Genomic DNA, 12,912 nt, shown 5'->3' on the forward strand with positions numbered 1-12,912 from the left:
CAAAGTTCTTTTATTTTTAGTGTTCTTCAAACAAAGTAGTCAATAACTTCATAAAGGTTGCTAAGTAAGCATCAACATCAGCGTTAACGGCCACCTTAACGTTAGTTTCTGGTTCGTCTAGGCGAGCAGGGTCACCAACTGTACGACCATAGTATTCTTTGTCGGTAGTGACGTACATGTTAAGGTCCAAGGTAGTCACAAATGATGGATCAATCGCTACGCCGACAGCAAATGGATCATGGAGGGCACAGCCATGAAGATCAGGGCTGGTAACTTCGTAAGCTTTGATGTAGTAGTCAACAATATCAGCGAAGGCTTTACCAGAATCAGTTCCTAAATCACGCCATTGTTGAGTTTCTTTGCGAGTTAAGAGGGTCCGCAAAGTAACGTCCAAGCCGACCATGGTTAGGTGAAGGGAACTAGTGAAGACGTTATTAGCAGCGCTGGCATCTTGGTTGATGTTGGCTTCTGTAACTTGCGTAACGTTACCAGGAACGGTTAAGGCCCCTCCCATGATGGTAACGTTACCGATTTCGGTAGTAATTTCAGGAGCTTTTTCAATGGCTGCAGAAAGGTTGGTCAACGGACCGGTTGGTACCAAGATAAGATCCTTACCGTATTGTTTAACAGAATCAATTAAGAAGTCGATGGCATCGCCAGTTTCTGGCTTGCGAGCTGGCATTGGTAATTCGACTTGCCCGATGCCGTTTTCACCATGAATTTCAGCACTGATTGGCATCCGGTCAAAGTGATCAGATTCTGAAGAATGAGGTAAGCCGGTATAAACGGGAACGTCAGTAGCCCCTAGTAGTTCGAGAATTTTAAGGGAGTTGATTACCCCGTCTTCTACGTAAACGTTACCGTACGAACCGATAATCCCAATTAAATCCACTTCAGGATTAGCAACCGCATAGGCAATTGCCATTGCGTCGTCAATCCCAGTATCCAAGTCAAGAATCATTTTCTTTTGAGCCATTTTGTAACCTCCAGTAAATGAAATTATGTGTATTTCTATCATAGCGTAAAAGCGCTTTATTCTCAATTGGCAATCGTGAATGATTGGCATTTATAACGAGAGTCGCTATAATTAAAACCATAGTTTAGGAGAGTTCAATGAAAAGTAAATGGTATGACGGCGGCTTTCGGTTCTTGGATTTAGTTTGGACCGGAGTGCGGCGTAATTATGATAATTTAGACGATACGATCGCTAAGCGTTTAGGTGAAAAAGTTGATGAAACCAATGAACAAGTCGAGATTCACCTCTCGAAAATGTTTTCTAGTATTTTTAAACGGCATACTAAAGACGAAGCAGACCGTATTTTTATTGCGGGAACCAAGGCCACTACGCCGGGATTACGCAAAGTTTCTAGTCGACCAGTGAAACCGTGGTTTTTTACCAGGGTGTTCGTGGTGTTAGCCCTTAGTTTTACGATGCTGATGCTATTGCTGTATTTATTTGGAAGCGATAAGGCGATTCCCGGAATGATCTTTATTGGTTCGTTAGCGGTGCCGTTTTCTTTGCTAATGATGTTTTTTGAAATCAATGTTTACCAAAACGTTTCTTTTTTGCAGGTAATGCAGACCTTCTTGGTGGGGGGCATTTTGTCCCTATTGGTTACCATGTTATTTTATCTACTGTTACCCATTCAAACCAACATTAGCATTGAATCCGCCCTGTTAGTAGGGGTAGTGGAAGAACTGGCGAAAACGGTAGTGATTATTTTGTTTATCAACGCCTATAAATTAAATTATATTTTTAACGGTTTATTGATTGGGGCGGCCGTGGGGGCTGGTTTTTCGGTATTCGAAAGTTCGGGATACGTGAGTGAATATGGGCTGGTTACCATTTATACCAGAAGTTTTCAGGCCATCGGGACCCATACCATTTGGGCCGCTATCATTGGGGGGGCAATTATCTTAGGAAAAGTGCGCAAAAAGCCGTTTACGTTAGGAGATTTTGTTACTAAGCCACGCTTTTTTATTTTCTTACTAATTGCTATCGGACTACATACATTATGGGATTGGGACATTCCCGGAACTGGCTTGCCGGCTTCTATTACCGAAGAATTGATTGTAGTTGTGATTGGCTGGTTCTTAATTTTTGTCATGATCGATGCTGGTTTAAGGGAAGTTCGGACCTTGCAGGGGCAGTTAATTGTTAAAAAGAAAAAAACGAGGAGGCCATAAAGTTGGCTGATTATGAAATTACCATTATTGGCGGCGGCCCTAGCGGCATTTTTGCCGCTTTTTACGCAGGATTACGTAACGCTAAAGTGCAGTTGATTGAAAGCTTGCCTGAATTGGGCGGCCAAGTAACTGCTATTTATCCGGAAAAAACGATTTTAGATATTGGTGGTTATCCTCAAATCAAAGGACGGGATTTGATTGAACAACAAGAAGCCCAGTTAGCAGAAATGGATGTAGATGTGAAGTTAGGGACTACCGTTACTAACGTTAAGCAAACTGAAACTGCATTTGAAATCATTACTAATCAAGGAATAACGACCAGCCAAACCGTGATCGTGGCTACCGGTGTCGGGGCCTTTAATCCCCGAAAATTAGCGGTAGATAATGGCGCAGACTTTGAAGGTAGTCACCTCTTTTACAGCGTGCGAGATTTAGAACATTTCCGGGACCGAGAAGTATTGGTGGCTGGTGGTGGTGATGCCGCGATTGATGAAGCGTTAATGTTGACCGGGGTAGCTAGTCAGGTATATTTATTGCATCGCAGAGATCAATTCCGAGCGTTAGAAAGTGCAGTAGATCGCTTGAATGCTTCATCAATTAAATTAATTACACCATATTTAATTAAAGGGCTAGAACTGACGGATGATCAACGAGTAAAGGTTACTGCCAAAAAAATGCGAACGGAAGCCGAAATGACTGACTTAGTGGTGGATGACATTGTGGTTAACTACGGCTTTAGTGCAGAAAATAGTGTTTTGGATAATTGGGACGTAAAGTTAACGAACGAGCGAGGTCAAATTTTGGCAGATCAAGGTGGTAATACCGAGGTCGCTGGTATTTACGCTATTGGTGATGTGGCAACCTTTGCCGATAAGCAAGCACTGATTGCTACCGGGATGGGAGAAGCGCCACTGGCAGTTAACTCGGCCTTTAAATTTATGGATCCCAACGGCCGCGGGCCAATGCACAGTACCTCCATTCATTTAAAATAAGTAACAAGCCTTCCATTTTAGGAAGTTTTTTTACTAAACTAACAACCGATTGACAACGTGACTAGCTTTTAGGATAATTTGGTTATAGTTAAATAATAAATTATGCGAAACAAGAGCTTAACCATACTAACTAGTGTGGCTACTAGTAATGGGAATGGCACCATTAAAAGCCAATGTTAAATTGGGAAGAGACGTAGTCAGGTACTTAGATAAACATTGAAGGAGTTTGAGGGATGAAAAAAATAGTTAGTATTAGGATTAGTGTTGGTACTGGGCTGGAGTGAATTAGGCGCGGTAGCTACTGTAGATGCGAGTGCTAGAACCACGGTTAACTGGAAGAAACCCTCTCAAAAAAAGGCGTACCCTAAATTTAAAAATGGTGACTGGTTAATTGTTAACATCAAAAAACAACGGGTATACGTTGCTCGTAAAAAGCAAAAACGAGCTTTATACACGATGGTTTGCTCTACTGGAATTAATAACAGTACGCCGCGGGGAACTTACCACATTCAAAATCGGGGGACATCGTTTTATAATGCTTCTTCTAAAGAAGGGGCTAAGTACTGGACTTCGTGGCTATACAATGGAATTTATTTATTCCATACCGTGCCTACTAATAAACGAGATCAATATATTAAATCGGAAGCGGCTAAGTTAGGCAAGCCAGTCTCTCACGGGTGCATTAGATTAACTATTCCGGATGCTTATTGGATTTATAAAAATGTCCCCAGAGGAACCAAAGTTTATATTCATTAATAATGAAGAATCTGATGAAATCAATTAGGCGAAGCAACTAATAATGAACAGATTTAAAAACAAAACCTGCTGAACACTTTTAAAGTGCTCAGCAGGTTTTTATTTTTGCTTATTAGGATACTGCTTATTTTTACGAAGTTCAGTTTCTAATTTATCAACCTGTCTGGTAAGCCTAGTAACCTGTTTAGTTAGTTGCTCAATAGCTTGGACTGCTTCATCTTTTTCATCGTTTTTGGTGAAGTAATCGGTAATCGTAGAAGTTAATAAACCAATAAAGCCAATCCCACCAAACATCAGGATAGCGGCAACTACCTTGCCACCCTCAGATTTTGGCGTCACATCACCATAACCAACGGTGGTGGCGGTAACCACTGACCACCAAAGTGATTGATCTAATGATCGATGTTCGAAGATCGAAAACAACAATGAAGCAGAGATTAAAATGACCAAACTAATCGAAAAAAGATAGATAAACCCAGTATCATATAAAAAATTATGGATTTTTTTACTCCAACCACCTGACCAACCTAATCGCCAAAAGAGATGATAGAACTGAATGATTGAAACGATTCTGCCCAACCGAAAGAATACAAAAATGGGGTGGGAAGGAATCAAAGCAATTAAATCAAATAAATTTTCAATCAGAAATTTCTTTTTGGAAGTAGCCGTCGCAAACCTAATGACGTAATCAAATAAGAAGATCAGCCAAATGGCTAGGTAAATTTTATGCCATGGTTCTTGACTTAAGCTAAGCAGATGTTGGTGGCTGGCTAATACCATTCCAATAGACAGCAAGGCCAGATTAACAATAATTACTTGATAGGCTAATAAAGCGCGGTTTAATTTGTGCGGGGGCATGAAATTCGCCTTCTTTAATGAGTAGATTCGTTGTTAGCGTCCGGATTGGTAATCTTAATCCGATTAGAATCCGTAGTTTTATGGCCAACTTCTGGGGCGTTAGTAACGTAGTCGCTTAACGTAGATTTATTACCGTTCTCGGAGAAAAGGCTGGTAGATTTATTACCCAACTCTTTTTCGATCTTACGTTCTTTGCTTAACCCATTAGCGTAGTTGAAATCGCTTGGATTGATGTTTTTAAATCCTTTAGGGTGATAGAAACGTAATAGGTTTTTTTCGTTAAGTGAATCAGAAAGACTAAGCTCATTATGAACCTTAGCATCGTTGGCATCAAACAATTTATTTTGCGCTTTAGTAGGATTAATAATTTCCTTGCCAGTGACGCTATCGTAGACTTTATCATCAATTGAAGTGTATTTTGGTGAAACCCAATCTTGATTTCTAAAAGCTACTAATTGATCGTGTTGCTTAGAAAAGACGTCAGTTCCGAATTGGATATAACGTTTGCTGCTGATCCCTAAGAGATGCATTAGGGTAGGTAAAGCATCAATTTCGCCAGCATATTCATCAAAAACTTTCCCGTTGGTTTGGCCAGGCACGTTGATGATGTAAGGAACCCGTTGCATAGAAACGTTATCAAAATCGTTCCACTTCTCTGGATCCTTACCTAAAGCCTTGGCTAAACTGGTATTTTCAGAGTTAGAAATACCGTAGTGATCACCATAGAGCACAATGACGGAATTTTTAAGCATGCCGGTTTTTTTCAGGTAACGATAAAATTCACGGACTGATTGATCCAGGTAATGAGCAGTTAAGAAGTAGTTATCCACCGTACTATCACCAGTATTAGTGGTTCTAAAGTTAGTATCTTCCTTGTCTAAATCATAAGGGAAGTGGTTAGTAACGGTGATGTATTTGGCGTAAAACGGCTGTTGCAAGTTTTCAAAGTACGGTACCGAATCACGGAATAATAACTTATCCTTGAGACCATAACCTAAGGAACGATCGCCAGTGGTGTCATAGTAGCTGGCATCAAAGAAGTATTGGTATCCTAGGTTCTTGTAAACATTGTTTCGATTCCAGAAGCTGGCAATGTTGCCATGGAAGACGGCTGAAGAATAGCCTGCTCGCTGGTTCAAGATAGCAGGGGCAGCCTGGAAGGTGTTATCACTGCCTAATTGAGCAAATAACGATCCCTGTGGTAAGCCGTAGGTGCTAGTTTCCATCATGTTTTCAGCATCTGAAGTTTTACCTTGGCCAACTTGGTGGAAGAAGTTTTTAAACGAGTACGAAGATTGGCTCTTATACAGTTTATTTAAGAACGGAGTGACTTCTTGGCCATTAATTTTTTGACCGATCAAGAATTGTTGGAAACTTTCTAGGTGTAGTACAATTACGTTTTTACCCTTGGCAATGCCGTAGTACTCGGAATTAGGCTTAGCATAGTGTTTATCGGTAAACTGCTTTACTTTAGCTAGTTCTGACTTGGTAGCCGTTGCCCGTAAATCGTTATTGTGTTGGGACTTGAGACCATCGTAAACGGTAAAAGCATCTAAGCCTAGATATTTAACGATATAGGTGCGGTCAAAAGTTCTAGTTAATAACTGTGGGCGGTCCATTTCACCCAAGGTAAGGTTAAAGACGAAAAACAAAATGGATGCCGAAGTAACGGCTAAGCCGACTCGTTTGTTTAAAGGTCGTTTGTCAATTTTGATTTTACGAGCTAGTAATAACGCAATGATAATGACTAAATCTAGCCAGTACAAAACGTCATGGATATTGGTGAGGGCTAAAGAGCTGCCACTCAATCCTTGATTAACCTTAGAGTATCCGGTCATGGTGCTGACCGTCATAAAATCGGTAAATTCCCGGAAATAAATGACGTTTAAATACAGCAAGACCATATTAGCAATATCCATAATAATTGCAATGGGGTAGAAATAACGGGCTTTTTTAAAGTACAAGGCAATTCCTAACAATAAAACGGTAGTTGCCAGGGGATTGATTAAGACGATAAAGAATTGAAATGGATTACTAATTCCTAACCGAAAATCAACGAAGTAAGCCAAGATGGTTTTTAACCAAAAACAAGCAGTTAATAGGCCAATAAAGCCAATGCGCGTACTGCTACGTTTTAAAATATTATTTAAGTATTTCACGGATATACTCCTTAAAATTTTAGCTGCTTCCATCTTATCAGACGCCAGCAATTTCTGTAGAAAAAAAGCAGAAACTTAACTTAATATTGCTAAATTAAACTGGATTTTAGTTATACTAGAGGTATCTAAGAAGGGAAGTGGGATTAATGGCAGATTTTACACTGTATATGGTCCGACATGGACAAACCTATTTCAATATTTACAACAAGTTACAAGGGTGGAGTAATTCACCGTTAACCGATAAGGGGATTCAAAATGCTGTGGATACGGGGAACAAATTAGCTTCCACTAAATTTGTGGCGGCTTATTGTTCTGACACCACTCGGGCAATGGACACGGCTAATATGATTTTGGCCAAAAACACCGCCTCTGATTTGGATACGCCGGTAACTTCTAAGTTTTTCCGAGAAGAATTTTATGGTTACTTTGAAGGAACGGATATGGATCAAGCTTGGTACTTAGCGGGGGCTCCACACGGGATGCCTACTTTTCGGTCGATTGTGGAACAGAAGTCCATTGGTAAGGCTAAGGATTTATTAAAGGCCGCAGATCCATTCCACGATGCTGAAGATAATAATGAATATTGGCAACGGTTAGATCAAGGATTAGCCTTAATTAAGGCTAATTCAGAGATTCATGACGGTGACAACGTCTTGCTAGTTAGCCATGGTAACACGTTATTGAGCTTAGTGGAACGGTTTGGTAACGGTCAATTCGACGTTACGGAACGACCTGCTAATGGTAGTATTACTAAACTGCATTTCCATGATGATCAAATTGAGGTAACTGCGTTTAATGTCCAGTAAATTACAAATCAAAGCCAGTAAAGATGATTCGCAAATCATCTCTGCTGCTCACCAAATTCGAGACGCCGTTTTCATTAACGAACAGGGAATTGATCCGGCATTAGAATATGATGGTAGTGATGAAGGGGCTGTTCATTATGTTGGGTATATAGATGCCATTCCAGTAGTTACTGCCCGAGCAACCATTACTGATCAGGGGGTCCATATTCAACGAGTGGCTACGGTTAAATCGGCAAGAACAAACGGCTATGCCAGCCAGTTATTAACTCAGTTGATGACCGATTTTGACCCGTTAACTAGTGATTTGGCTGAACCTCAATTCTACTTGGGAGCGCAGTTAATGGCACTCCCATTTTATAAACGCTTGGGATTTCAAGCCACTGGTCCAGTGTTTATGGAAGCAGGGATTCAACATCAATTGTTAATTTTAAAAATAAAACAATAAAAAAACAACATCCGATCGGATGTTGTTTTCATTTTCTATGTCGTTTGGGCTAACTCTAAAAGATAAGTTATGTTTACTTCAAATTAGTAACACGAGCTGATCCATAGTAATCCCACCATGGAGCAATAACTTTTTCTTTAACCACACCGTTGTTTTGAGCATCGATCATTTGACCGTTACCAACGTAAACCCCAACATGGTAAATTGAGTAGGCACTGTAACCAAAGAATACTAAATCGCCTTTTTTCATATTCTTGTAAGAAACTTTTTTAGCTGCTTGGTATTGAGCAGCAGCAGTCCGTGGAATAGTTACTTTAGCAGCTTTTTTGTAAACATAACTGGTAAAACCTGAGCAATCAAAAGCATAAGGACCAGTAGCGCCGTATACGTAAGGCTTGCCAAGGTTTTTCTTAGCCAATTTGTAAATTGATGAATATGAAGGAGCGTCATCATCGGTAGTAGCAGCTTGACTGTTGTCAGCAGCGATAAAACCACCGGCTAATAAACTAAAGAATGCAACTAAACTAAGTAAAAGATTTTTATGTAATTTCATTTTAAAACTAACCCCCGTTTATTTATGCTCTTACTTTAACAAGAGAATATTGCAAACGTGTAACAAAGAAGTATCAAAGTAATTAAATACTTTCTTAAGAAATTACAAAAAAACTTAAACTTTATGGCTACCAAGGGTTGAGCGAATTATTTAAGGGGAAATAAAAAACGAGAAACAATCCCAATTAGGGTTGCTTCTCGTTTTCTTAGTAGGAATATAATTAGTAAAAATTATTTGTCATCCGTGTGTTGTTTAAATAATCTGGTTTTATCAGGAGCCGTAACTGCCATTTTGCCAAGGGAAGAGACGATCATCGGTAAAATTAGGTAGTAAATAACAAAAGTAAATCCAGAAATCATGGCAGTTTCAATCATTACCATGGAAGATCCATAGGTTAGGGCCAATGAAATTAAGATGACTACTAGTAAAATGTACCTCAACACTTGGCCGTAACTAGCCATACTTGGTCGAATCCAGTCTAACGGATTCAAACGGGTATAGCGCATGGATAAGCCTAACGAGATAATTTGCCAAGCCCCTACGGCGGTGATTACTACCATTGCTAGGATTGGCACCTGCCAATCAAAGGCCGAAACGTTAGCTACGTAATCTAAAGCCAAGTAGGTTAATTGAGTACCAGTAATTACTGACATGATTAGGGCGATCAACCAGTAGAATGGTTGAAGAATAGCTCTGCTTAAAATAAAGGCAGCTAAAGCAATCGCCACAATCATAATAGTTGCCATGATCAAGAAACCACGTTGAAGATTATGTTGTTCTAGTGATTGATAAACAGGTTCACCAGTAACAGCTACTTGGGCATTCTTTAAGGTGGTACCTTGTAGTTGTGTCTTGATTTGATCTTGTAATAGTTGAACCTGTTTAGGCGTGTCAGAACTGTTAGGAGCATTGTTAAAGATAACTTGTAAGGAAGTAATCTTTTTGTTTTGACTAGTATAGTTGTACATAGTTTGCAAGAAATCAGTATCTTCTAATTGAGAATTAGTAATGTAGTAAACATTAGAAGCGGTAGATTTTTGTAAGGCTGCTAAGTAGTCATAAACGTTGTTTAAGCCTTTTTGAACGTTTTTAACTTGTAGTTGTAACGACTTCAAATCATTTTTAACTTTTTGCAAAGCCTCATTGTAAGTTTGCATATTGTTATAAATGGTTTGAGAATAGTTTTGCATGTTATTAGCTTGAGCAATTAAGGCATCCATATCAGTTGAAGTGGTGTCTAATTGGGTATTAAGTTTGTCTAATTGCTTTTCGTAACGTTTAACTTTTGAGTTGGCACTCCGTTGTTGGTTAACGCTAGCTTTATTTGAAGCATCGCTAACCTGCTTTTGAATATCGGTACTCTTAGAATTAATTTTGTCACTTTTATTGGTTAATGTTTTAAGGTAACCAATTTGTTTGTTCAATTGTTCAATATTAATATTACGACGATTAGAAGCAATACCTGTGGAAACTCTAGTTAACTTGCTAATCGCTGATTTAACGTCAGCTTGAATGTCTCCCAATTGATTAGTGACGTAGTACTTGCTAATTGGCATTCCACTTGGTTGAGTAACTGAGTAAACCGAGTTCACGCCGGGCATGCTTTGAAGTTTAGTAGTTAAGGCATCAATTTGTTGCAGGTATTTTTCTTTATTAAGGGCCTTATCATTTTCCAAATAAATGGTTACCGGAGTAGCCTTGCCTTCCGCAAAATGAGTTTGTAATACTTGAGCTCCTTGGACCGCTTGATCACTAGCCGTTAGGGTGGACAACGGAGTGTAACTTAAGTTAGGACGGAAATTATAGATAAACGGAAAAGTTAAGTAAAGAGCCATTAATAAGCCGGCTAAAGGTTGCCATAATGAAAAGCTAACTAAGCGATTCCAAAATCCCGGTTGGTGGTGCTTTTCGGGTTTAACGTTGGGCCAGAAAACACTTTCCCCTAATGCGGCAGTAAAAATTGGATTAATGGTCAAAACGGCTAACATTAAAATTAAGTACGAAATGCCGACGGCGTAAAGAGAGCTAATGGGAGTGAAATGAATGAAGATTAAAGACCCAAACGCTAACGCTAATAGTAATCCAGTCATGGTAATTGGGAACCGACTAGCCTTGATGGTTTGTCGGGTAGCAGCTACGCTTTCGGTTTGTAAGATCGAGGTGTTTTTAATTCGTCTGAATAAATAAATATTCCAGATGAGTCCCATAACGATAGTAGCGATTGCAATTTCTAACGGTGTATAGACTGAAAACGGAGCGTTTAATCTAGTGGTTAGATTGGTAATCGCTCCTAATGAAACGACATAACTACTAAATAACGTAATTAGTGAAACGAAGGCTGCTAAGATTGAACGGAAGTAAACTCCTACAATTAAAACCGCTACGATGAATAAAGCAATGGTAATTAAATTATTGATTGTAGCTACTTTTTGAGTTTGAACATTTCTAACAATTTCTGGACTAGTTACGTACGAAGATAGTCCTTTGATTTTAGTTTGATTAACTAGTTGATTGGTTAAAATAGCTAACGTGTTATTTTGTGGATCTACATCCAATTCAACTAATTCCGTAGACTTATCTTGAGAAATTAATTGGCCTTTACCAGCCAAATTGGTTTTGATGGTGGTAACTTTTTTAATACTATAATAAGACTTGTTTTTTTGAAGCTTTTTAATTGTTTTATCAATTTGAGTTTTTTGATCAGCCTTAATGGCACCATTGGGATTATTATAGACGATGGTTACGCCAGTGGTATTATTAAGTTGATAGCCCCAACGGCTTTTAATATCTGCGGCCTTAGCCGGTTGGGATTTAGCTCCGTAGGATATGTTGCTGGCACTTTCGGTTAAGTTGGTGACATTAGGTGTTTGAATAATGGCGACAAACACCACGATCAACCAGAGTAGTAGTGAAAAAACTCGATTTTTATGTAATTTATGGATAGCCTCTTTCATGGCAAAACTTCTCCCCGTTGTTGTTTTCCGTTATACTAAGTAATTTTATTTTACAATTTAGTCCAATTAAGTTATTCAATTCTGAGCAAATTTTGGAAAGCTTATAAATATTTTAAATAAAACTGACGATATTTTAGTTGCAATATAGTTATTAACTACTATATCATATCATTTTCAATGGGGAATTAGCGATAAAATTTGGAGGGAAAATATGTGTACAAGTATATTTCAAATTAGTACTGATCCACAGCAACCAGCGCATGTGTTAGCGCGTACAATGGATTGGCCCACTTTAGGTGCTGGTCCGGTATTTTGTCCCCGTGATTTTGAGTGGCAAAGCGTTTATGATCAACAAGCGTATCATACTAAATACGCTTTAATTGGTAGTGGTGGTTATCACGATCACGAATTAGACGTTTCTGATGGGGTAAATGAACACGGCCTAGCAGTCCAAAAACTCACTTTTACTAACGGAACCCAATTGGTAGATGAGCCGACGCCGGGGAAAATTCATTTGGCCCCTTATGAACTCTCGTTTTATTTGTTAGCTAATTTTAAATCTGTTCAAGATATTAGTGAACACTTAGCCGAAATTGAACTAATGACTGATCGTTATAGTCACCAAAAGTATGGCAAGGTGGAATTACACTTTACGGCTGCAGATCCTACCGGAAGAGTGGTAGTGATTGAACCAGATCAACATCCCATCAAAATTATTGAAAATCCCTTGGGAGTATTAACCAATAGTAACCATTTTCAGCGCCAAATTGATAAATTACGGCAATACGTGGAATTCACTCCGGAGTTTGATGCTGGTACGGTTCCCCTCAACACCCCGCGGGTAACGACTGGTAATGTTTCGGGCAAAGCGATTCCACCAGGATCGTATACCCCTAATTCCCGGTTTGTTCGAGCAGCTTACTATAAAGAACGAATTAACTTGGCGACGGATGAAAATACCGCGGTGGATAACGCTTGGCACCTATTAGATTCGGTCAACGTACCACAAAATACCGACCATCAAGCCACCTATTCCGTTTATAGATCGGCAGTAGATTGTGATAGTCGCAATTATTACTACCAACCCTACCACGCCAAACAAGTAGTTAAGATTCAACTAACTGATGAACTAATTGAGGGTAATCAGCTCCGTTACTTCCCAGTAAATGATAAAATAACTTTCAAAGAAATTAATTAAGGAG

11 protein-coding genes are annotated in these 12,912 nt (G+C 39.2%); 6 read left to right on the top strand and 5 right to left on the bottom strand.

Going from position 1 to position 12,912, the window contains the following annotated elements:
* Positions 1 to 16: 16 nt before the first annotated feature.
* Positions 17 to 976 carry a nucleoside hydrolase gene (locus OXT66_RS01905; RefSeq protein ID WP_268595379.1) on the bottom strand — a complete coding sequence of 320 codons (960 nt, stop codon included), beginning with the start codon at positions 974 to 976 and terminating at the stop codon, positions 17 to 19.
* 137 nt (positions 977 to 1,113) lie between these two features.
* Between OXT66_RS01905 and OXT66_RS01910 the strand changes: the two genes are divergently transcribed.
* The 3 genes from OXT66_RS01910 to OXT66_RS01920 all read left to right on the top strand — a co-directional run bounded on the left by OXT66_RS01910 (position 1,114) and on the right by OXT66_RS01920 (position 3,935).
* The gene (locus OXT66_RS01910; protein WP_268595380.1) at positions 1,114 to 2,187 is read left to right on the top strand and encodes a PrsW family intramembrane metalloprotease; all 1,074 of its coding nucleotides are present in this window, start codon (positions 1,114 to 1,116) and stop codon (positions 2,185 to 2,187) included.
* A gap of 2 nt (positions 2,188 to 2,189) precedes the next feature.
* Positions 2,190 to 3,179: an NAD(P)/FAD-dependent oxidoreductase gene (locus OXT66_RS01915; protein WP_268595381.1), complete on the top strand. Its 990-nt coding sequence runs from the start codon at positions 2,190 to 2,192 to the stop codon at positions 3,177 to 3,179.
* Positions 3,180 to 3,449: 270 nt separating this feature from the next.
* Complete coding sequence (locus tag OXT66_RS01920) at positions 3,450 to 3,935, top strand: L,D-transpeptidase (protein ID WP_268595440.1); 486 nt, start codon at positions 3,450 to 3,452, stop codon at positions 3,933 to 3,935.
* A gap of 99 nt (positions 3,936 to 4,034) precedes the next feature.
* On the opposite strand, the gene OXT66_RS01925 is transcribed toward OXT66_RS01920, so the two are convergent.
* Both OXT66_RS01925 and OXT66_RS01930 read right to left on the bottom strand, forming a co-directional pair.
* The gene (locus OXT66_RS01925) at positions 4,035 to 4,793 is read right to left on the bottom strand and encodes a potassium channel family protein (RefSeq protein WP_268595382.1); all 759 of its coding nucleotides are present in this window, start codon (positions 4,791 to 4,793) and stop codon (positions 4,035 to 4,037) included.
* Positions 4,794 to 4,807: 14 nt separating this feature from the next.
* Positions 4,808 to 6,952, bottom strand: coding sequence for an LTA synthase family protein (locus OXT66_RS01930; protein WP_268595383.1), 2,145 nt, complete (start codon positions 6,950 to 6,952; stop codon positions 4,808 to 4,810).
* A 146-nt stretch (positions 6,953 to 7,098) separates the two neighbouring features.
* Between OXT66_RS01930 and OXT66_RS01935 the strand changes: the two genes are divergently transcribed.
* Together OXT66_RS01935 and OXT66_RS01940 are read left to right on the top strand one after the other, a co-directional pair.
* On the top strand, positions 7,099 to 7,758 hold the full coding sequence (locus OXT66_RS01935) for a histidine phosphatase family protein (RefSeq protein WP_268595385.1): 660 nt from the start codon (positions 7,099 to 7,101) through the stop codon (positions 7,756 to 7,758).
* Positions 7,748 to 8,203: a GNAT family N-acetyltransferase gene (locus tag OXT66_RS01940; protein ID WP_268595386.1), complete on the top strand. Its 456-nt coding sequence runs from the start codon at positions 7,748 to 7,750 to the stop codon at positions 8,201 to 8,203. Before OXT66_RS01935 ends, OXT66_RS01940 begins: the two co-directional genes overlap by 11 nt.
* 73 nt (positions 8,204 to 8,276) lie before the next feature.
* Here the strand turns inward: OXT66_RS01940 and OXT66_RS01945 are convergent, their stop codons facing one another.
* Positions 8,277 to 8,756, bottom strand: coding sequence for a C40 family peptidase (locus tag OXT66_RS01945; RefSeq protein ID WP_268595387.1), 480 nt, complete (start codon positions 8,754 to 8,756; stop codon positions 8,277 to 8,279).
* A gap of 230 nt (positions 8,757 to 8,986) precedes the next feature.
* Positions 8,987 to 11,710, bottom strand: a complete 2,724-nt coding sequence (locus OXT66_RS01950) for an MMPL family transporter (protein WP_268595388.1) — start codon at positions 11,708 to 11,710, stop codon at positions 8,987 to 8,989.
* 211 nt (positions 11,711 to 11,921) lie between these two features.
* On the opposite strand from OXT66_RS01950, the gene OXT66_RS01955 reads away from it, so the two are divergent.
* Entirely contained in the window at positions 11,922 to 12,908 is a 987-nt protein-coding gene (locus tag OXT66_RS01955) for a linear amide C-N hydrolase (protein WP_268595389.1), read from the top strand.
* The last annotated feature ends 4 nt before the right edge of the window (positions 12,909 to 12,912 follow it).

Origin of the sequence: Lentilactobacillus senioris (genome assembly GCF_026798195.1) — a bacterium.
Taxonomy (GTDB): Bacteria; Bacillota; Bacilli; order Lactobacillales; family Lactobacillaceae; genus Lentilactobacillus; species Lentilactobacillus senioris_A.

Coding starts and splice junctions, on each gene's coding strand:
- OXT66_RS01905 (WP_268595379.1), bottom strand. CDS start 976: ATGGCTCAAAAGAAAATGATTCTTGACTTGGATACTGGGATTGACGAC.
- OXT66_RS01910 (WP_268595380.1), top strand. CDS start 1,114: ATGAAAAGTAAATGGTATGACGGCGGCTTTCGGTTCTTGGATTTAGTT.
- OXT66_RS01925 (WP_268595382.1), bottom strand. CDS start 4,793: ATGCCCCCGCACAAATTAAACCGCGCTTTATTAGCCTATCAAGTAATT.
- OXT66_RS01935 (WP_268595385.1), top strand. CDS start 7,099: ATGGCAGATTTTACACTGTATATGGTCCGACATGGACAAACCTATTTC.
- OXT66_RS01940 (WP_268595386.1), top strand. CDS start 7,748: ATGTCCAGTAAATTACAAATCAAAGCCAGTAAAGATGATTCGCAAATC.
- OXT66_RS01945 (WP_268595387.1), bottom strand. CDS start 8,756: ATGAAATTACATAAAAATCTTTTACTTAGTTTAGTTGCATTCTTTAGT.
- OXT66_RS01950 (WP_268595388.1), bottom strand. CDS start 11,710: ATGAAAGAGGCTATCCATAAATTACATAAAAATCGAGTTTTTTCACTA.
- OXT66_RS01955 (WP_268595389.1), top strand. CDS start 11,922: ATGTGTACAAGTATATTTCAAATTAGTACTGATCCACAGCAACCAGCG.